A 20,136-nucleotide genomic window follows, 5' to 3' on the forward strand; every position below is an offset into this window, starting at 1 on the left:
GGGAACTGCTGTCATGCCGGCACAGATACTTAACGGGAAATCGATATCAGCAACAATCCGCGAAGAGATTGCAAGTGAAGTTGAATTATTAAAGAAAAGCGGCATTATACCAGGCCTTGCAGTTATTCTGGTCGGTGACGATCAGGCATCGCAAACATATGTGCGAAATAAAGAAAAAGCATGTGAACAAATGGGTATGAAATCGGAGTTGATTACTTACCCCGCAACTATTACCGAGGATAAGCTTCTGGATAAGCTTGTAGAGCTGAACCATCGTCCGGATATCCATGGTATTTTAGTTCAGTTACCTTTACCGGTGCATATTGATGAAAGACGGGTAATTGAAACAATTAATCCTGCTAAGGATGTAGATGGTTTTCACCCAATCAATATTGGCAGAATGATGACCAAGCAGGAGACGTTGTTGCCTTGTACACCATTTGGGATATTAAAAATGGTTCAAAAAACAGGGATTGAGATTGCCGGTAAACATGTTGTGGTTGTGGGTCGAAGTAATATTGTCGGCAAACCTGTCGGACAGCTGTTTTTAAATGAGAATGCGACCGTAACCTATTGTCATTCTAAAACAGTTGATCTGAGAAACTTTACTAAGCAGGCCGATATCCTGATTGCAGCGGTGGGAATTGCTAAAATGATCAAAGCGGATGATATAAAAGAAGGCGCTATAGTAATTGATGTGGGTATGAACAGGGATGAATCGAATAAATTATGCGGTGATGTCGATTTTGATGATGTCATACAAAAAGCATCTTATATCACGCCTGTTCCCGGTGGTGTTGGTCCGATGACAATTACTATGCTCATGTATAATACGGTCCAAGTTGCTAAAAAATCTTTGTGAAATAATAAAGAGTATGATTATAAAAAGCTGCCGAAAATTGCTATAATAACATTTACGGCAGCTTTTTTATGTATAAATAAATAATTCGAAGAAGGAGGCCATGTCTAAAATGGAGAAAAATCAATATTTAACTGTGGCCGCCTTAACCAAGTATATTAAACGCAAATTTGATGCAGACCCTAATCTTGCGGATATTTATGTAAAGGGAGAGATATCAAATTTTAAAAAGCATTCCAGCGGTCATATGTACTTAACATTAAAGGATGATAAATCAAGAATTAATGCGGTGATGTTTGCTAAATCTGCACAATCGCTCGCGTTTACTCCTGAAAACGGGATGAAGGTTCTGTTGCGAGGAGAAATACGTGTTTATGAACCTACCGGCGGATATCAAATGTACATAAAAGAAATGATGCCTGATGGGATTGGAGAGCTCTTTATTGCATTTGAGCAGTTGAAGAAAAAGCTCGAGCAAGAAGGCCTCTTTCAAAGAATATATAAAAAGCCAATCCCACTGTTTCCGGCTAAAATTGGAGTGATTACGTCCCCTACTGGGGCTGCAATTCGCGATATAATTACGACCTTAAAGAGGCGTTATCCAATTGGAGAAATTTTGATTTTTCCGGCTTTGGTCCAAGGGAAACAGGCAGCACCCTCTATCGTAAAAGCGATTGAACAAGCAAATGAGTATCCGATTGATGTTTTAATTGTCGGTCGGGGCGGTGGATCTATTGAAGAATTATGGGCATTTAATGAAGAAATGGTAGCAAGAGCTATTTATGCTTCTAAAATACCGATTATTTCAGCTGTAGGGCATGAAACAGACACAACAATCAGTGATTTCGTAGCTGATTTAAGAGCTCCTACACCTACTGGGGCAGCAGAAATGGCGGCGCCAAGGGTAAGTGATATAGCAGAACGGATTTCCATAATGGAAACGAAACTGATTCGCTACTCTCATCAGCGGATTGAGACGGAGAGAAATCGCTTGTCGGCTATTCATAAATCATATGCCTTCAAATATCCACACCTGTTATATCAACAAAAACTAGAGCAGCTGGATAGAGTGGCAGAGCGCATTTCGCGGAATAGCAAGCTCTATTTTGAACGTAAACAAGATCAATTGCTTGCACTCTCAAAAGCGGTGGAGCGTAATATTCCATTGAATACGATATCGAGAAAAATACGTGAAATCGAACAAATAGAGTCTCGCATGACTCGTGCGGCTGTCCATACAGTTAAAAGTAAACAGCGGGATTATTTGAATACGGTAACGCTTCTTGAGGCAGTCAGCCCTCTTAAGATTATGGAAAAGGGGTTTGGACTCGTTTATAAAGATGAAGATAACTTGATAAAATCAACTGAGTCTGTAAAAATAGGCGATCAAATAACAGTTGTTGTGCAAGACGGTGAAATCGACTGTACGGTTAATGATATTAGGGAGAGTGATTGATATGAGTAAAAAGGAAGAGGTTGCGATCACATTTGAAGAGGCAATGTCTAAGCTTGAAGGAATCGTAGCGCGACTCGAGGATGGAGAAGTGCCATTGGAGGAATCCATTAATCTTTATAAAGAAGGAATGGAGTTATCGAAATGGTGTCATGATAAGCTTAAAACAGCTGAGGAGCAATTAACGTTAATTATGAAAGAAGATGCGTTTAAGCCATTTTCCATTGATGAGGAGGAGTAACATGGAAGAGTTTGCTTCCTTCTTAAACAGTAATAAACATGAAATTGAGTCAAGGATGGAAGAAATCGTCTATAATTTAAATACCCCGTCAACTCTCCAAAAGGCAATGAGTTATTCTTTGGAAGCCGGCGGAAAAAGACTAAGGCCTCTATTAGTGCTGGCTGTTTTACATGCCTTTGGCAAAGAGGGGAAGATTGGTCTTGATACAGCATGTGCCATTGAAATGATACATACGTATTCATTAATTCACGATGACCTCCCATGTATGGATAATGATGACCTAAGAAGAGGAAAGCCAACGAATCATAAGGTATTTGGAGAAGGAATGGCAGTCCTGGCGGGCGATGCACTTCTTACATTGGCATTTGAAGTCATTGCCAATCAATCTAAGTATGAAATAGACCCGTCAATCAAACTTGAATTAGTTCTTGAATTGGCGAGAGCAGCCGGGGCTGAGGGCATGGTTGGGGGTCAAGTGGCCGATATAGAAGCAGAGGAAAATGGGGTTGATCTACAAGGCCTTGAGTATATTCATGAAAATAAGACTGGAAAACTGCTTGGATACAGCATTATGGCCGGAGCTATACTTGCAGAAGCAAGCTTGGAGCAGAAGGAGAAGCTAAGGGAGTTTTCCCGCCATCTTGGCCTTGCTTTCCAAATCCGCGATGATATCCTTGATGTTGAGGGTTCCGAAAGTGTAATTGGTAAACCTGTAGGAAGCGATGTTACTAATCATAAAAGTACATATCCATCTCTTTTAACAATGGACAAAGCTAAAATTATGCTCGATAAGCATATTCAATCAGCAAGAATATTACTTTCCGAAATTGATTTTAATGAGACCTTATTACTGAAATTTGTTGATTTGGTAGCGAAACGCGACCATTGATTTGGAACGTTTTCCATCCAAATCCACTTACCTAGAATAATGATGTATGCTATACTTTTTGGTATCTAAGAGTGGTGCAGTATTCTAGTCGGTCTACCTTTCTGGAGAGTGAGCCTAAAAATTCACTAAAGGGCACATCGATGATGGTTCTTGGATTGGCTCGGGGCGCCCAGCTTTGGGTCGATTCAGGAAGTAAGGAATTAGGGCGATCCACAATGGCATGTGGGCGTTGACCCTGGTTTCGCGGAGGCTTTATTCTGATTGAATTAAATGAGAATATTGGAAAACCTGCATAAACAGGAAACTGTGTGCAGCGTAGCCTGCCTTGAGTGAAGTTTGAGGGGATTGCGAAAGGAGCGTATATACATCAGTTGGCCATTGATATATCTACTGCCATCGCATGAAATCGGCTTTGCAAAAGAGGCTAAAGAATAGGTTAAGGACTGTCGGGGAAATCTCCTAGACTGTTCAATGACATATATGAAGGATTAAGGTACGGACTAAGTGGCAATCCAGTCCAATTGACGGAAACGCAGTTGAGTCAGGTTTAAAGGGGAACCGCCGATATGGCGACATTCGGTAACTGACTGGGAAATCCTACTGGACCTAAGCCGTAAAATTAACTTCCTATATGACCACTCTCCTATAAAATTTACTTAAAAGCTTGCTGATAGCAGGCTTTATTTTGCATATAGGATGGTTAGAGTATAAATATATGAAAAAAATACTGAAAGAATCAGCTAGATGGACAGTTACGATTACCGTTATTACATTTCTTCTTGCAGCTATATTTACAGTCATTTCTACCATAGCTTTAAATGGCGTTGGTTGGATAAGTGGCTTGGCGATTGTTCTTAGCATTGTACTTATTGGTATCTTCTTTGATATGATTGGTATTGCATCTACTGCTGCTGATGAAGTTCCATTTCATGCTATGGCCTCCAATCGGGTACATGGTGCGAAGCATTCTATCCGGATCATTCGAAATGCCGATCGGTTTGCAAGCTTTTGCAATGATGTAATCGGGGATATTTCGGGTATTGTTAGTGGAACAGCAACTGCGATTGTGATTGTACAATTATCAATCAGCTTTAACTGGGAAGAGGCGTCTGTAGCTGAAAGTGTTGGTTCGATTATTTTAACGAGTCTAATCGCAGCACTGACAGTCGGCGGTAAAGCAATGGGTAAAACCCTTGCTATTCGATATTCAAAGGATATTATATTTGCAGTGGGCAAATTATTGTACATTCTCGAGAAACATTTCCAAATTGTTATAATAAAAGAAAATAAGGGAAAGAGACTCAAAAGAAAAAGAAATGAAAGTGAGTGATCCTGATGGATATGCTATCCATAAAAGACCCATCTTTTCTTAAAAAGATGTCCAATGCGGAATTGGAGTCTTTGGCACAGGATATTAGGGATTTTTTAATAAAACAACTATCTGTTACTGGCGGGCATATTGGGCCAAACTTGGGTGTAGTAGAGTTAACGCTCGCCTTACATAAGGAGTTTAATAGCCCAAAGGATAAATTTTTGTGGGATGTCGGTCATCAGTCTTATGTTCATAAAATATTAACAGGGCGGGCATGTCAGTTTGAAACACTCCGTCAATACAAAGGGCTGTGTGGATTTCCAAAGATGAATGAAAGTGAGCATGATGTTTGGGAGACAGGTCATAGCTCAACTTCTTTGTCAGCTGCAATGGGTATGGCGATTGCTCGTGACTTGAAAAAAGAAAAAAGTTTTATCATTCCTATTATTGGTGATGGTGCTTTAACAGGTGGTATGGCCCTTGAAGCATTAAACCATATAGGACATGAAAAAAAAGATATGATTGTTATTCTAAACGATAACGAGATGTCCATTGCTCCAAACGTAGGTGCCCTGCATTCTATTCTCGGAAGAATGCGGACAGGAGGCAAATACAACTATGTTAAAGATGAGCTGGAACAACTGCTTAAAAAAATACCGGCTGTGGGCGGTAAGCTTGCTAATACAGCTGAACGTATAAAAGACAGTTTGAAGTATCTGGTTGTTTCCGGAATGTTTTTTGAGGAATTGGGCTTTACTTATTTAGGTCCGGTTGATGGACATGACTTTGAAGATTTGTCTGAAAACCTTAAATATGCTAAAAAAACAAAAGGTCCTGTCCTTTTGCATGTGATTACGAAAAAAGGAAAAGGTTATAAACCAGCGGAAACAGATGCGATTGGTACATGGCATGGTACGGGTCCATATAAAATCGAGACAGGCGATATAATCAAGGAATTGAATGCACCTCCGGCATGGAGTGCACTTGTCAGTGAGACGGTTAGAAGATTGGCCAGAGAGGACGAGCGGATTGTAGCGATTACGCCGGCAATGCCGGTAGGTTCGAAGCTGCTCGGATTTGCTTCTGAATTCCCTGACCGAATGTTCGATGTCGGAATCGCGGAACAGCATGCGACTACTGTTGCTGCAGGACTTGCCACGCAGGGAATGAAGCCATTCTTAGCGATTTATTCTACATTCCTGCAACGTGCTTATGACCAGGTGCTCCATGATATATGCCGACAAAATCTAAATGTCTTCATTGGAATTGATCGGGCTGGCCTTGTGGGAGCAGATGGAGAAACCCATCAGGGTGTATTTGATATTTCCTTCTTGCGTCCTATGCCTAATATGGTCATTATGATGCCTAAAGATGAAAATGAAGGACAGCATATGGTGAATACGGCTATTCAATATAATGATGGTCCGATTGCTATGCGATTCCCAAGAGGAAATGGTTTGGGTGTTCCGCTGGATGAGGAGCTCAAAACAATCCCGATTGGTACTTGGGAGGTCCTGCGTGAAGGTAATGACGCTGTCATATTAACATTCGGCACGACTATCCCAATGGCGATGGAAGCAGCTGATAGACTCCAGAAGGATAATATTCATGTGAAGGTAGTGAACGCACGTTTTATAAAGCCTTTAGATCATGAAATGCTTGCTGAATTAATGTCTGCCAATTTGCCAATCCTAACAATAGAAGAAGCTGTTCTTCAGGGTGGTTTCGGCAGTGCAGTACTCGAATTTGCTGAGGAAAATGGATTCCATAAAGCCTATATCGAAAGAATAGGAATACCTGATGAATTTATAGAACATGGCAGCGTCGGTAAATTGCTCCATGATATTAACCTAACAACAGATCAAGTGGTAGAAAAATTATCTAAGATGACCTATAAAGTGACGAAAAAGGCGTATTAAATATGAAAAAAGAACGTGTAGATGTATTATTGGTTGAACGTGGATTAGCGGAAACAAGAGAAAAGGCAAAAAGAGCAGTGATGGCTGGCATTGTTTATTCAAACGACCTGCGAATGGACAAGGCTGGTGAAAAAATAGCAACCGATGCACCGCTATCGATAAAAGGGCAAGTAATGCCTTATGTATCAAGAGGCGGCTACAAGCTGGAAAAGGCTATGGAGACATTTACTATTTCCGTTAAGGATAAGTTAATGATTGATATTGGGTCATCGACAGGAGGGTTCACAGACTGTGCCCTGCAGAACGGTGCAAAAAAATCCTATGCAGTTGATGTCGGTTATAACCAATTGGCTTGGAAGCTGAGACAGGATCCGCGGGTAGTCGTGATGGAAAGAACGAACTTCCGTCATTCAGTACCTGAAGATTTCACTGAAGGGCTACCGGAATTTGCTACAATTGATGTTTCTTTTATATCATTGAAGCTTATCTTACCGGCTTTAAAACGAATTCTTGTACCTGGAAGCGATGTTGTAAGTCTTGTAAAACCGCAATTTGAAGCTGGTCGTGAGCAGGTTGGGAAAAAAGGAATCATTCGTGATAAAAAAGTACATCTTCAAGTTGTGGAGCAAATTCGAGACTTTGCTATCCAGGAAGGCTATATACTAAAAGAAGCTACTTTTAGCCCCATTACAGGCGGGGATGGAAATATCGAATTTCTATTCCATTTATACTGGCCAGGCGAAGGTTCCGATTGTAGACAAGATGTAGTCGTGAATCTTGAGCAGGTAGTTGAAGCGGCACACGAAGCGCTAAAAACGAATAAAGGCGAAGATAAGTGAAATGTTTAATCCCCCGGTGGCTTTGCCATGGGGGTTATTTCTTTATGCAATCCTTGCATAAAAATACATAAAATACATGTACTTTTGTGACAAAATCCGCTAACATTAGGTATGGAAGGCATTATATTGAGGGGTGTCAAACTAGATGAATAAAGGTCAAAGACATATAAAAATACGTGAAATCATTACAAATAATAATATTGAAACACAAGATGATTTAGTGGATATTCTAAGAGCGGAAGGGGTAAATGTTACGCAAGCGACTGTGTCAAGAGACATTAAAGAACTGCATCTTGCAAAAGTACCGATGCAGGATGGACGCTATAAATACAGCCTGCCAGCAGATCAGCGCTTCAACCCTTTTCAAAAACTTAAACGTGCATTGGTAGATGCGTTTGTGCGAATTGATTCAGCCAACAATCTATTGGTCATGAAAACATTACCAGGTAATGCTCAGGCAATTGGTGTGTTAATGGACAATTTGGATTGGGAAGAAATCCTCGGAACGATCTGCGGAGATGATACGTGTTTAATTATTTGCAGAGATGAAAAAGATGCTGAAATCATATCAAAGCGTTTTCTTGATATGCTTTAAGAAAGTTGGGATGAAAGATGTTATTGGAACTCTCCATTCGTAATTTCGCCATCATTGAATCGCAAACGCTCTCTCTCGATAAAGGTCTGACTGTACTTACTGGTGAAACAGGTGCCGGTAAATCTATTATTATTGATGCAGTACAGCTATTGGCCGGTGGGCGCGGATCGTCTGAATTCATAAGACATGGTGAAGAAAAAGCTGAACTGGAAGGTTTGTTTCAGTTGCCGGATTCATTGCATCCAGCCATAGAGAAAGCAAAAGAATTTGGGATTGAATCTGAAGAAAATATAATTATTATAAGAAGAGATATGTATACCTCAGGAAAAAGTGTATGCCGTATCAATGGGAAAATGGTTACAATCTCAACCTTAAGAGAGGTAGGGAGAAAATTAATTGATATTCATGGGCAACATGAACATCAGGAGTTAATGGATCCGGATTTTCATCTCCCTTTGTTGGATCAATTTGGTGAGCAGGATATTAAACAATCTCTAACTGAATATCGGAAGCTTTATAAGCAATATAATGAAACACGTCAGCAAATGAAAAAATTAAGTGAAAATGAGCAGAAAATGGCACACAGGCTTGATTTAATACAATTTCAATTTGATGAGATACAAAAGGCTGAATTGGAGATTGATGAAGAAGAGCGTTTAATGGAGGAAAAGCATAAACTGAGTAACTTTGAAAAGGTTCATCAAAGTCTGCATAATTCCTATATGTCCTTAAATAATGAGAATGGAGGACTTGATTGGGTAGGTAACGCAATGACAGACCTACAAGGGATTGAACATATTGATGAACAATATAAAGATTTGTCTGAATCAGTGAAAAATGCATTTTATATCCTTGAGGATGCAACAAGCTCGATCCGTTCACAGCTGGATTTATTAGAGTTTGACCCCGAAAGGCTTCATGATATTGACGCAAGACTTAATGAAATTAATCATCTGAAGCGGAAATATGGTAAGACGATAAAGGACATTCTGGAGTATGCTGCAACCATTGAAGAAGAGATTGATACGATACTGAATCGTGAAACACATCTTGAAAAATTAAAAAGCCAGCTATCGGCATTGGAGAAAGAAGTAATCCTAGAGGGCACAAATCTGTCAGAGCTGAGACAAAAATATGCACATCTTCTAACGGACGCAATCCACCGTGAACTAAAAGAGCTATACATGGATAAAGCCGTATTTGAAGTGTATTTCCATCATTCTGGACAAGATCAATCCAATCTAATTGGTGAGAACGGGATGGATCAGGTGGAATTTTATATTTCTGCTAACCCCGGTGAGCCTGTAAAGCCGCTTTCCAAAACTGCCTCCGGTGGAGAACTTTCACGTATTATGCTGGCTATCAAAAATATCTTTTCTCAACACCAGGGAATCACGTCGATTATATTCGACGAAGTAGATACTGGAGTAAGCGGACGAGTTGCACAGGCAATAGCCGAAAAGATATACCGTGTATCGGAAGGCTCGCAGGTATTATGTATCAGTCACTTGCCGCAGGTAGCAGCTATGGCAGATATTCATTTATTTATCTCTAAGGAAATTACGGAAGGCCGTACAAAAACGAATGTCAAACCTCTTGAAAAAGAGGAACGAGTAATAGAGATTGGTCGAATGATATCCGGTAAAGAATTAACAGCTTTAACAGAAGAGCATGTAAAAGAAATGCTCAATCAGGCAGATCAAATTAAATACAATATAAAGACAAACTGAGGAGCGTTCTCCTCAGTTTTTTTCAATACTATTGTCTCCGCATTAAAATTATCTTATGTAAATATTTTACCATTGTTATTCCTATCCATAATGGGTAGCTTTTTATTTTGTACTTTTGTTATAAAGTCATTCCCTCTCGGCAAAATTATAAGGGTAGCCATAGAAACGAGGAGAGTGAATGGATGAAATCGATATCAATAAGAAAATGTTTCGGTGTATTTCTCCTTGTTTCGCTGTTAGCCGTTATTTTTAGCCACCCAATGCAAAAATATTTTGAAATTCCCACCAAACTTACTTTATTTGAAGGACAAAATAAGTCATTTGAAAAAAGCCAGTTCCTTAACGCAGAAGTGGTCTCTGCAAACTCTGGAGTTTTAATTGATAATCGTTCCAAGGCCCTGAATATTAAGGGCTCAAAAAATGGGTATAACCAAGTTGTTTTTAATATTGCAGGTATTCCTGTTAAAAAGGTTGATATAGAGGTTTTAAAGGATTTTAAGGTAATACCGGGAGGGCAATCCATTGGAGTGAAATTGAATACATTGGGTGTCCTTGTGGTAGGCCATCATCAAATAGCAACCGAGAAAGGCAATCTTTCGCCAGGTGAGATCTCAGGAGTTCAAGTTGGAGATATCATTACTGCTATAAACGGGAAACCAATTACCAAAATGCAGGATGTGGCTCCTTTCGTTCAGGAATTTGAGAAGAATAATAAACCGCTAAAGGTAGATATATTTCGCGATAATGTAAAATTGACCAAACAATTATCTCCTTTAAAGGATAAGAATGAAAAAGTATTTAAATTGGGTTTGTATATTCGTGATTCAGCTGCGGGTATAGGTACAATGACCTTTTACCATCCACAGACGAGAAAATATGGGGCTTTAGGTCATGTTATTTCTGATATGGATACAAAAAAGCCAATTGTAGTGAAGGATGGCCAAATTGTTAAGTCAACCGTTACCTCGATAGAAAAAGGAAGCAATGGAAATCCGGGAGAAAAGCTGGCTCGTTTTGCAGCTGATCGGGAAGTAATCGGGAATATAAACCGTAATTCTCCATTCGGTATTTTTGGACGGCTGAATCGGCAAGTGGACAATGGAGTGAATGATACACCAATGCCAATTGCTTTATCAAATGAAGTCGAAGAAGGACCAGCAGAAATTTATACAGTTGTGAACGGAAATAAGGTGGAAAAATTCGATATAGAGATAATCAGTACTATTCCACAAAAATTTCCGGCAACTAAAGGAATGGTATTAAAGGTTACCGATAAAGATTTATTAAGCAAAACTGGCGGGATTGTGCAAGGAATGAGTGGGAGTCCAATTATACAAAAAGGGAAGGTTATTGGCGCAGTCACGCATGTATTTGTTAATGACCCAACAAGCGGATACGGAGTTCATATTGAATGGATGCTTAATGAAGCAGGTATTAATATCTATCAAAAGGATCAAAAAGCAGGGTAATTTAGCCTGCTTTTTCCTTTTATTAGTAGTTGGCGTGGAGATTTTTCGACAATTGTATAATATTATCTGCATGTTAAGACGAAAACAGTCGAAATAAAGAGGAATCAGGAGCAAAACTTGTATTAATTAATAATTTTAAGTATTTTTCATTTTTTCAATGCTTTTTATATTGCAATGTCGAATATCTCGGTTAGAATAAAGATTAGAAATGATAGAAAATAAAGGAAATGTTCTGAGGAGGATATCTGGTTGAAAAAAATAAAAGTATGTATCGTTGATGACAATCGTGAACTTGTTGCTTTATTGGAAGAGTATATATCAGAACAGCCGGATATGGAGATTATAGGGGTTGCCCATAATGGACAGGATTGCTTAAGCATGCTTGAACAGCAAACACCGGATGTTTTAGTACTTGATATTATCATGCCACATTTGGATGGTCTGGCCGTTCTGGAGCGAATTAAAGATTCTCAAAAAGGAACGAGTGTTCCGAATGTCATCATGTTAACTGCTTTTGGCCAGGAAGATGTTACGAAAAAAGCGGTTGAACTGGGAGCGTCATATTTTATACTTAAACCATTTGATATGGATAACCTTGTCAATCATATTAGACAAACAGGTGAAAAGGGTGCCGGTATAGCAAGATCAAGCACATATACACCACGTCAGCCAGCGGAATCTAAGCCTCTAAACTTAGATGCAAGTATAACGAGCATTATTCACGAGATTGGGGTACCTGCGCATATTAAAGGCTATATGTATTTGCGTGAAGCAATTTCTATGGTTTATAACGACATTGAACTACTTGGTTCGATTACTAAAGTGCTTTATCCGGATATTGCGAAAAAATTCAACACTACTGCGAGCCGCGTAGAACGTGCTATCCGACATGCAATTGAGGTTGCATGGAGCAGAGGAAATATTGAATCCATCTCCTCATTATTTGGTTACACAGTCAGTATGACGAAGGCGAAACCAACAAACAGTGAATTTATCGCAATGGTCGCAGATAAGCTTCGACTTGAGCATAAAGCATCTTAAACATATAAGTGGCATACTTAAAGAGTCTGTTCTAACTCTAAGTGGTAGGATTAAATTAATAAATAAACCTTATGTACCAAATGTTTGGTTTATTATCATTAAAGAGGTATCTGTGAAATGAATTTTGCATGGGTACTTCTTTTCTTCCTGATTATCCAACCTTATAAATACTATATTGGCTTTAAAAGTTTATCCAATATCATTTTAACCCCTAATTCATGTGACTCCCCTAGCCCTATGCCTTACGGATTTTCCTAATCCTGTAGAAATTGAAAACGAAAGTACAGCTACCTTTATCGGAATACTGTTTAATAATTACCTCCAGAGAAAATTTCCTATTCCCCCTTTTTTGTTAGTTTGCATTCTAATTCCTGTCCTATAAAATAGATGCATGAAATAAAATGATATAGGGAATAGAAATTTTATATGTTTTAAAACGGAGGTATGAATATTGACATTAATATTTGGACATAGAGGATATGCTGCTGTGTATCCGGAAAACACGATGATTTCTTTTACCGAAGCCTTTAATGCAGGTGCAGATGGGATTGAATTGGATGTACAATTAACGGAAGATGGTGAGCTTGTTGTCATCCATGATCAAACGGTTGACCGTACGACAGACTCAGAAGGAAATGTTCGTGATTTTACTCTTACAGAGATTAAAAAGCTCAATGCTGCCAATAACTCCAAAACTGTGGAATTCGCCAGTATACCAACTCTTCGGGAAGTTATGGATTGGTTGGCTACAAATGACTTACTATTGAATATCGAATTAAAAAATGGGGTGTTTCCTTATCCAGGCATGGAAGAGAAAGTGATTGAAATGATTCGTGAGTATGACATGGAGGAGAGAACGGTTTTGTCCTCGTTTAATCACTATAGTATGGTCTATTGTCATCGATTGGCTCCTGAGATTGAAACAGCGCCATTATACTCAGATGGACTATATATGCCCTGGATTTATGCAAGCTCGATAAAAGCGAAAGGGATTCATCCAAAATACAAAGCAGCACCTAATGAAATCATTGAGGAATCTATGAAAGCTGGGATTGCAGTCAGGCCCTATACGGTCAACCGCAAAGCAGATATGAAGCGATTATTTAAGGTGGGATGCACTGCCTTTATTACGGATGATCCAGAAAAAGCGATTCAGCTTAGGAACCAATATCAATAATTTCATCTGAGCCTATGTATTTTTGTGGTATATTTATCCATGTAAATCATTGGGGGATGATGAAATGATAGTGTTACTCTGTATCGCAGGCTGTATATTTATAGGGTATTTTGCCTTTGCGGTATTTGGCTACTTAAATGGCGGTATAATTGTTTTGGGCATAGTATTAGGATGTCTTGTCAGAAGCTTATACCTTATAACTAAGGTACATAATTATCTTTTACAAGATGAGCCAAAGAAAGACAAAGTAAAAGAGGCCTACCAAAAGTACTTGCAAGAAGGTAAATCATATAAGTAGATCTTAGATGGGCAGCCTTTGGTTTAAAATAAGATATATGAGAGTACATAAATAGATCAACTAAAGTAGGATATAGCAATAAGTGTCTTTCGGTTGGAGCCTTTCTAATCGTGATATAGTTGAGCTTGGAATCGTGTTTCGTGAATAGCATTTATAACAGACGAACGTATTGTATACGTTCGTTTTTTAGTATGAAAAAAAGGTATTCTAAAAATGGAAAACGAATATTGTAGAGGAAGAGGACCTATACCTAAAAAGCCTAAAACAAAGGTAGCAAGTTCAAAAACTTCAGATGATGCGCCTTCGTCTGGATTTTGGGCATTTTTTGATTCTGACCGTGATGATCATTCCTCTGACTATAGCGGAGGAAGTTTCGATGGCGGTAGTGGCGGAGGAGTTTAAACGTCTTTAGTAACAAAAACGGGTATGTGCCATAAAAATGAATCTAAATGGTTCGCTTTTTTCATATTTCTAAAAGGCTTTGTTCGTATATAATGTTGTATTTTTCACATATACTTCTTCAGTTAACGATTAGACTAGCGGAAGAAGATTACCAATTTCAAACTAAATTGTAAAACAAACTTTACTTTTAGTAAAATTAGTTTTACAATTAACTTAACATATATTTACAAAGGAGGGCTTGTGTGGGAGGAGAGGGATATTTATTATTAAATCGAATTCGTATTCTAAGAGCCGAAAGAAAAATGACTCAACATGATTTAGCTAAAAGCGTAGGGGTAAGTAGACAGACAATTATTTCGATAGAAAAAGGTAACTACACCCCGTCATTAGTGCTAGCCTTTGATATTGCAGAAGCTTTTAATGTTGGGATTAATGAAATATTCCAGTATAGAAAAAAAGGGGAGGGGTTATAATGGCGGTGTTTCTGCTTATCGCTATAATCGCGTATATATTAGTCTTTTTTGGTTCTGTAATCTTTAGTGTGAAATTCCAATTTGGAGAAGAAAGTAAGGATGAGAGAGGGAAAGGTATATTAAACACATCTTACTCAATTGCTTTCCCGCTATTCATATTAGGATGGTTCTTTATTTTTTTAATTGATGAATATATAACACCATTTTCTTTTGATGGTTACAAAATGGCTATATGGTTCATATTAACTGGAACCTATATTATTCACGCTGTTAGTTTATATAAATTGAAAAGGATTTCATAAAGTGTAACATTTGATTTTCTGAAAGCTCAACATTAAATAAAGTTGTTTTACATTTCATTGAATTAATTGGAAAGTTTGTTCAATATGGAGGCTTGGACATAAGTATTTCAGTTGACGATAATTCCGAACTATTAGTTGATACTTTAATTGGATATTCGCCGGCTAGTTTGGGTTTTATTTGTTTTCAATAGATAGGTTCATGCTGCATACCATTATTCATATCTAGTGGAATGGAGCGGAAGCCACCGACTCCTGCGGGAAGCAGAGGAAAGGCTGAGACCCCGCAGGCTCAGCTTCCTCCCTGCGGAAAGCGAGTGGCTGTACAATGGAACGGACTTTTTTCTCCAACTTAACTCTTTAACAAGCAACAGAAACAGATATCGTTTGTCTTTCTGCATTGATTATAAGTTATGTCCCAGCCGCTTTTTTAGTCATTAGTAACAACACATACGTCATTTAGCTGTGTTTTTGTCATTCCGTTACATCCACACGAATACATCTATTCCTTACTTCTGCGTATTTCATTTTTAATGCATATTTATCCCATTATAGCGATTAACTTAAATAACCAGCGCTTTTAAGAGGATGTCATGATTAAAGACCAAATCACTATAGGATTTGGTCTTTAATTTGTTACGTCTATTGGCACCCTTAAAAACCTAATGATGATATGCCTGTTATAATCACCTGAGATTCATTTACGTACAGGTTTCTCATTAAATCGATCTTGAACTTTATTACGTTTTCGATCGCGATAAAACACGAATCCGGCAATAAAAGAAAGTCCGCCAATAAATAATAGTAAACCTAATAAAAATTGTACCCAAAGGGCAGGTAGCATTGGGTTGAGTCTGCCAAAAATCATGTCTCTCATCCATTTAATTCCGAGGGCGGTTAGAAGTCCTGGAATCAATAAAAGCGCAAAGGCGATTATCCGTTGCAATTCATCACGTCCTGATTAAGTGTATTTCTATCTTCAACTTTATAAAATATAGAAAATTTGTCAAGTTTATTCAAATAACTTATGATAGAGGAAACAATGAAAAAATTTGCACTATTCTGTACCCTCACTTCAAAAGGAGGAGATTGCCCTGCAAACAGTTGTGATTATTGGGGCGGGCACTGGAGGACTATCCATTTTAAAAATTTTGCTTGAGGCAAAGGACTATCAGGTCATAGGAGTGGTGGATCGTCATTCGAATGCAGCGGGACTTCAATTAGCTGAACAAAATCATATAAAAACAGGCAGTGACTGGGTAGATTTTATCAATGATGGCTCGGATATCATTTTTGAAGTGACAGGGGATGAGCGAGTTTACCAGGATATAGCTCGCCATAAAAGTAATAACACTCTTTTGGTTCACGGGCAGATTGCCTTTCTGTTAGCCAATCTGATTCAAGAGAAAGAAAGTTTAATTAGGAAGTCCAAAGAAGAGGCATATTTACATGAATTAGTTTTGAATGCGACCGATAATGGGATGGTACTTATTGATACAGAAGAGAACATCATCTTTTTTAATCAGGCTGCAGCAACGATTATCAGTGTTGCCAGGGAACGAGCAATCGGTCAGCACATACATAAAGTTATTCCTGCATCCCGTCTTCCTGAAATCCTCAAAACAGGAAAAACGGAGAGCAATCAACGGGCTCATTTGGATAAAAATTTAGATGTGGTAACAACCAGAATGCCTATCAAGAATGAAGAAGGCGGTTTACTGGGAGCTTTGGCCGTTTTTAAAGGAATCACGGAATTTACAAGCTTAGCAGAGGAAATTACAAATTTAAAGCATATTCAAAACATGCTCGAAGCCATTATTCATTCGAGTGAAGATGCCATAACTGTAGTGGATGAGGATGGGAATGGACTCTTAATTAATCCTGCTTATACCAGAATTACCGGGTTGACCGAAGAGGACGTTCTGGGGAAGCCGGCTACGGCAGATATTACTGAAGGTAAAAGTATGCATATGCAGGTTTTGAAAACAAAAAAACCTGTCCGCGGCGTACGAATGAAGGTAGGGGCTTCGAACCGGGATGTGGTGGTTAATGTAGCACCGATTATGGTGAATGGTCATTTGAAGGGAAGCGTTGGCGTTATTCATGACCTTTCCGAAATACAAAGCCTAACACAGGAACTGAAAAGGGCGAGACAGATCATTCGTAATCTAGAAGCCAAATATACATTTGACGATATTATTGGCCAATCTAAAGAGATGAAATTGGCAATAGAGCAGGCGCGTTTATGTGCCCGTACGCCAGTTACCGTATTATTGAGGGGTGAATCAGGTACAGGTAAGGAACTATTCGCCCATGCAATCCATAATGCCAGTGATCGAAAATATAATAAATTCATTCGCGTGAATTGCGCAGCGATTTCGGAGTCGCTTTTGGAGAGTGAGTTATTTGGTTATGAAGATGGAGCTTTTTCGGGTGCAAAGCGAGGCGGTAAACGCGGACTGTTTGAAGAAGCCAATAATGGCAGCATATTTCTTGATGAAATTGGAGAGCTTTCTCAAAATATGCAGGCGAAGCTTCTTCGCGTTTTGCAGGAGAATGAAATAGTTCGTGTAGGAGGAACTAAGCCTATTTCCATTAATGTGCGTGTCATAACAGCGACCAATGTCAATCTCGAGAAAGCGATTGCAAATGGAAACTTTAGAGAAGATTTATATTATCGAATTAATAGAATGCCTATATATATTGAGCCATTAAGGGAACGTAAGGAAGATATTCCTCCATTATGCGTCCACTTAATCAAAAAGTTAAATTTGGAGTATGGCCGTAGTATTGAGGATATAAGCGGTGAGGCACTCATCATGCTTCAAGAATACGATTGGACTGGAAATGTCAGGGAAATAGAGAATATATTAGGGAGAGCCATAATTTTTATGGATCAGCATGAAAAAATTATACAAAAGAAGCATTTACCTGAAAAATTATTGAAAGCTGCAGAGGGTTCTCCTAACCATACAATCGAAAAAAGGCCTACCTTAAATGATAAACAAAGCTTAGCAGATCAATTAGATGAAGTGGAGAAAAGTATTATTATGCGTTCCTTAGAAAAGCATAATGGGAATAAAACTGCTGCCAGCCGTGATCTGGGTTTATCGATTCGTAATTTTTATTATAAATTGCAAAAGTTTAGACTTGAATAAATTTGCATGCTGAATTTTTCATGTGTGCAAATTTTTGCAGGTTCGATGAAAAAAGGATTCTTCTAAAAAGGTTGGTTATTCAACAAAATTCATGTTGGCACGATTCTTGCATCTATAAGACTATGGGTGGTCCAAAACAAGGGCCAAGATGATATGGCTTGAGTTTTACAGCAACTGTGCTGTTCTTAACAAGTCTACAGAGGAGGCAAGTTCAAGTCCGATTTAGAATTTACACCCTAAATATCCAAATAATCTTGAAATGTGAAAATATCAGTTAAAAGTAAAGGTTGGACCGAAGATAGAGAGGGGAAATGAAAAAATGGAAATTTTTAAATATATGGAGCAATATGATTATGAACAATTGCTGTTTGTACAGGATAAACAATCTGGTTTAAAAGCTATTATTGCTATACATGATACAACTCTCGGACCTGCGCTTGGCGGCACAAGAATGTGGACATATGATACAGAGGATGCTGCAATAGAGGACGCTCTTCGATTAGCGAAGGGAATGACGTATAAAAATGCAGCTGCCGGCCTGAATCTTGGCGGAGGTAAAACCGTTATTATCGGTGACCCACGTAAAGATAAAAATGAAGAAATGTTCCGTGCATTTGGTCGTTATATTCAAGGGTTGAATGGAAGATATATTACAGCTGAGGATGTAGGAACGACAGTGGCTGATATGGACATTATCCATGAAGAAACGGACTATGTAACGGGTATTTCACCTGCTTTTGGTTCATCAGGCAATCCATCCCCTGTCACTGCATTTGGCGTATACAGAGGAATGAAGGCAGCAGCAAAAGAAGCATTTGGAACAGATTCACTGGAAGGAAAGGTAATCGCTATCCAAGGAGTGGGAAACGTAGCCTATAATCTTTGTAAGCATCTGCATGAAGAGGGTGCACAATTAATAGTGACAGATATTAATAAAGAATCTGTGAATCGTGCTGTGGAGGACTTTGGAGCAAAAGCAGTGGATCCTGAAGATATATATAGTGTCGATTGTGATATCTATGCACCTTGTGCACTCGGTGCAACTATAAATGATGAAACTATTACGCGAATCAAAGCAAGAGTAATTGCGGGTGCAGCTAATAATCAATTAAAGGAAACTCGTCATGGAGATGCCATTCATGAAATGGGTATCATTTACGCACCTGATTATGTGATTAATGCCGGCGGGGTTATTAATGTCGCAGATGAATTATATGGCTATAACAAGGACCGGGCATTGAAAAAAGTAGAGGGTATATATAGCAATATTGAACGAGTGATTGAGATTGCTAAAAGAGACGGCATTCCGACCTATGTTGCAGCGGATCGTATGGCTGAGGAGAGAATTGAACAATTAAAACAATCCAGAAGCCAGTTTTTATTAAACGGCCGCCATATACTAAATCGTCGCCGTTAAAGTAACCTGTGAATGAAGAGTCCGTATACGTGTAAACTTGCGGACTCTTGTTCACTAATTAGGCACCTAAATGTGTAGGTTGTATTTGGCTGCTGAATGCGGTTTAACTTAATAACCTCTGACCATGTGGTAAGACCAGTATAGAATACGAATGAAGTTATCGAAAGTGTGTTTCTCTTAAATATAAAGTACTGAATATAGATGTTAGGATGTGGATTTTAAATGGCAACTGATTATGATTTGGTCATTTTGGGTGGTGGCACCGGCGGCTATGTAGCAGCCATAAGAGGCTCCCAGCTAGGTTTGAAAACAGCTATTGTTGAAAAGGGCAAGCTAGGCGGAACCTGTCTCCATGCAGGATGCATACCGTCAAAAGCACTTTTACGCAGTGCTGAGGTCTACCAAACTATCAAACATGCAGGAGAGTTTGGTGTGGAAGTAGCCGAACCTCGTCTAAATTTTCTTAAGGCACAGGAAAGAAAAGAAAGAATCGTTGAACAGCTCCACAAAGGTGTGCACCATCTAATCAAACAAGGAAAAATCGATTTATATGAAGGATATGGCC

General features: G+C 38.8%; 20 protein-coding genes. 19 read left to right on the top strand and 1 reads right to left on the bottom strand.

The window, feature by feature from the left end; genetic code table 11:
* Positions 1 to 13: 13 nt before the first annotated feature.
* From folD to AC4D4B_RS06725, 16 genes are all read left to right on the top strand, one after another.
* Positions 14 to 862, top strand: a complete 849-nt coding sequence (gene folD, locus AC4D4B_RS06650) for a bifunctional methylenetetrahydrofolate dehydrogenase/methenyltetrahydrofolate cyclohydrolase FolD (protein WP_490999485.1) — start codon at positions 14 to 16, stop codon at positions 860 to 862.
* A gap of 109 nt (positions 863 to 971) precedes the next feature.
* On the top strand, positions 972 to 2,315 hold the full coding sequence (xseA, locus tag AC4D4B_RS06655; protein ID WP_490999486.1) for an exodeoxyribonuclease VII large subunit: 1,344 nt from the start codon (positions 972 to 974) through the stop codon (positions 2,313 to 2,315).
* A gap of 1 nt (position 2,316) precedes the next feature.
* Positions 2,317 to 2,553 carry an exodeoxyribonuclease VII small subunit gene (gene xseB, locus AC4D4B_RS06660; RefSeq protein WP_066104937.1) on the top strand — a complete coding sequence of 79 codons (237 nt, stop codon included), beginning with the start codon at positions 2,317 to 2,319 and terminating at the stop codon, positions 2,551 to 2,553.
* Position 2,554: 1 nt separating this feature from the next.
* On the top strand, positions 2,555 to 3,442 hold the full coding sequence (locus AC4D4B_RS06665) for a polyprenyl synthetase family protein (protein ID WP_490996079.1): 888 nt from the start codon (positions 2,555 to 2,557) through the stop codon (positions 3,440 to 3,442).
* 715 nt (positions 3,443 to 4,157) lie between these two features.
* Positions 4,158 to 4,772 carry a hypothetical protein gene (locus tag AC4D4B_RS06670; RefSeq protein WP_490999487.1) on the top strand — a complete coding sequence of 205 codons (615 nt, stop codon included), beginning with the start codon at positions 4,158 to 4,160 and terminating at the stop codon, positions 4,770 to 4,772.
* A 5-nt stretch (positions 4,773 to 4,777) separates the two neighbouring features.
* A complete protein-coding gene (dxs, locus tag AC4D4B_RS06675) occupies positions 4,778 to 6,673 on the top strand; it encodes a 1-deoxy-D-xylulose-5-phosphate synthase (RefSeq protein ID WP_490996081.1) in 1,896 nt (631 codons plus the stop codon).
* Between the two features lie 2 nt (positions 6,674 to 6,675).
* Positions 6,676 to 7,512 carry a TlyA family RNA methyltransferase gene (locus AC4D4B_RS06680; RefSeq protein ID WP_490996082.1) on the top strand — a complete coding sequence of 279 codons (837 nt, stop codon included), beginning with the start codon at positions 6,676 to 6,678 and terminating at the stop codon, positions 7,510 to 7,512.
* Positions 7,513 to 7,657: 145 nt separating this feature from the next.
* The gene (ahrC, locus tag AC4D4B_RS06685; protein ID WP_066104923.1) at positions 7,658 to 8,107 is read left to right on the top strand and encodes a transcriptional regulator AhrC/ArgR; all 450 of its coding nucleotides are present in this window, start codon (positions 7,658 to 7,660) and stop codon (positions 8,105 to 8,107) included.
* Between the two features lie 17 nt (positions 8,108 to 8,124).
* Positions 8,125 to 9,837, top strand: a complete 1,713-nt coding sequence (gene recN / locus AC4D4B_RS06690) for a DNA repair protein RecN (protein WP_490999488.1) — start codon at positions 8,125 to 8,127, stop codon at positions 9,835 to 9,837.
* Positions 9,838 to 10,019: 182 nt separating this feature from the next.
* Positions 10,020 to 11,306 (top strand): SpoIVB peptidase, encoded by a 1,287-nt coding sequence (gene spoIVB / locus AC4D4B_RS06695; protein ID WP_490996084.1) that lies wholly within the window; start codon positions 10,020 to 10,022, stop codon positions 11,304 to 11,306.
* A 249-nt stretch (positions 11,307 to 11,555) separates the two neighbouring features.
* Entirely contained in the window at positions 11,556 to 12,347 is a 792-nt protein-coding gene (gene spo0A / locus AC4D4B_RS06700) for a sporulation transcription factor Spo0A (RefSeq protein WP_490996085.1), read from the top strand.
* Positions 12,348 to 12,798: 451 nt separating this feature from the next.
* Complete coding sequence (locus AC4D4B_RS06705; RefSeq protein WP_490999489.1) at positions 12,799 to 13,524, top strand: glycerophosphodiester phosphodiesterase; 726 nt, start codon at positions 12,799 to 12,801, stop codon at positions 13,522 to 13,524.
* 64 nt (positions 13,525 to 13,588) lie between these two features.
* Positions 13,589 to 13,822: a hypothetical protein gene (locus AC4D4B_RS06710; protein ID WP_490996087.1), complete on the top strand. Its 234-nt coding sequence runs from the start codon at positions 13,589 to 13,591 to the stop codon at positions 13,820 to 13,822.
* 213 nt (positions 13,823 to 14,035) lie between these two features.
* A complete protein-coding gene (locus AC4D4B_RS06715; RefSeq protein WP_490999490.1) occupies positions 14,036 to 14,224 on the top strand; it encodes a hypothetical protein in 189 nt (62 codons plus the stop codon).
* Between the two features lie 242 nt (positions 14,225 to 14,466).
* Complete coding sequence (locus tag AC4D4B_RS06720; protein ID WP_490999491.1) at positions 14,467 to 14,697, top strand: helix-turn-helix transcriptional regulator; 231 nt, start codon at positions 14,467 to 14,469, stop codon at positions 14,695 to 14,697.
* A complete protein-coding gene (locus AC4D4B_RS06725; protein ID WP_490999492.1) occupies positions 14,697 to 14,999 on the top strand; it encodes a hypothetical protein in 303 nt (100 codons plus the stop codon). Before AC4D4B_RS06720 ends, AC4D4B_RS06725 begins: the two co-directional genes overlap by 1 nt.
* Before the next feature lie 694 nt (positions 15,000 to 15,693).
* Here the strand turns inward: AC4D4B_RS06725 and AC4D4B_RS06730 are convergent.
* Complete coding sequence (locus AC4D4B_RS06730; RefSeq protein ID WP_490999493.1) at positions 15,694 to 15,942, bottom strand: DUF2627 domain-containing protein; 249 nt, start codon at positions 15,940 to 15,942, stop codon at positions 15,694 to 15,696.
* Positions 15,943 to 16,090: 148 nt separating this feature from the next.
* On the opposite strand from AC4D4B_RS06730, the gene AC4D4B_RS06735 reads away from it, so the two are divergent.
* The 3 genes from AC4D4B_RS06735 to AC4D4B_RS06745 all read left to right on the top strand — a co-directional run.
* Complete coding sequence (locus tag AC4D4B_RS06735) at positions 16,091 to 18,154, top strand: sigma-54 interaction domain-containing protein (RefSeq protein WP_490996321.1); 2,064 nt, start codon at positions 16,091 to 16,093, stop codon at positions 18,152 to 18,154.
* 319 nt (positions 18,155 to 18,473) lie between these two features.
* On the top strand, positions 18,474 to 19,571 hold the full coding sequence (bcd, locus tag AC4D4B_RS06740; protein WP_490996092.1) for a branched-chain amino acid dehydrogenase: 1,098 nt from the start codon (positions 18,474 to 18,476) through the stop codon (positions 19,569 to 19,571).
* Positions 19,572 to 19,793: 222 nt separating this feature from the next.
* Positions 19,794 to 20,136 (top strand): FAD-dependent oxidoreductase (locus AC4D4B_RS06745; RefSeq protein ID WP_490999494.1); only part of this gene is annotated, 343 nt, incomplete at its 3' end.

The sequence above is a fragment of the Pradoshia sp. Z6_59 genome (assembly GCF_058267515.1).

Excerpts from the sequence above, each read along its gene's own strand:
- AC4D4B_RS06680 (WP_490996082.1), top strand. The coding sequence starts at position 6,676 with ATGAAAAAAGAACGTGTAGATGTATTATTGGTTGAACGTGGATTAGCG.
- recN (WP_490999488.1), top strand. The coding sequence starts at position 8,125 with ATGTTATTGGAACTCTCCATTCGTAATTTCGCCATCATTGAATCGCAA.
- xseA (WP_490999486.1), top strand. The coding sequence starts at position 972 with ATGGAGAAAAATCAATATTTAACTGTGGCCGCCTTAACCAAGTATATT.
- folD (WP_490999485.1), top strand. The coding sequence starts at position 14 with ATGCCGGCACAGATACTTAACGGGAAATCGATATCAGCAACAATCCGC.
- AC4D4B_RS06670 (WP_490999487.1), top strand. The coding sequence starts at position 4,158 with ATGAAAAAAATACTGAAAGAATCAGCTAGATGGACAGTTACGATTACC.
- ahrC (WP_066104923.1), top strand. The coding sequence starts at position 7,658 with ATGAATAAAGGTCAAAGACATATAAAAATACGTGAAATCATTACAAAT.
- bcd (WP_490996092.1), top strand. The coding sequence starts at position 18,474 with ATGGAAATTTTTAAATATATGGAGCAATATGATTATGAACAATTGCTG.
- AC4D4B_RS06725 (WP_490999492.1), top strand. The coding sequence starts at position 14,697 with ATGGCGGTGTTTCTGCTTATCGCTATAATCGCGTATATATTAGTCTTT.
- xseB (WP_066104937.1), top strand. The coding sequence starts at position 2,317 with ATGAGTAAAAAGGAAGAGGTTGCGATCACATTTGAAGAGGCAATGTCT.
- AC4D4B_RS06710 (WP_490996087.1), top strand. The coding sequence starts at position 13,589 with ATGATAGTGTTACTCTGTATCGCAGGCTGTATATTTATAGGGTATTTT.
- spoIVB (WP_490996084.1), top strand. The coding sequence starts at position 10,020 with ATGAAATCGATATCAATAAGAAAATGTTTCGGTGTATTTCTCCTTGTT.
- AC4D4B_RS06665 (WP_490996079.1), top strand. The coding sequence starts at position 2,555 with ATGGAAGAGTTTGCTTCCTTCTTAAACAGTAATAAACATGAAATTGAG.
- dxs (WP_490996081.1), top strand. The coding sequence starts at position 4,778 with ATGGATATGCTATCCATAAAAGACCCATCTTTTCTTAAAAAGATGTCC.
- AC4D4B_RS06715 (WP_490999490.1), top strand. The coding sequence starts at position 14,036 with ATGGAAAACGAATATTGTAGAGGAAGAGGACCTATACCTAAAAAGCCT.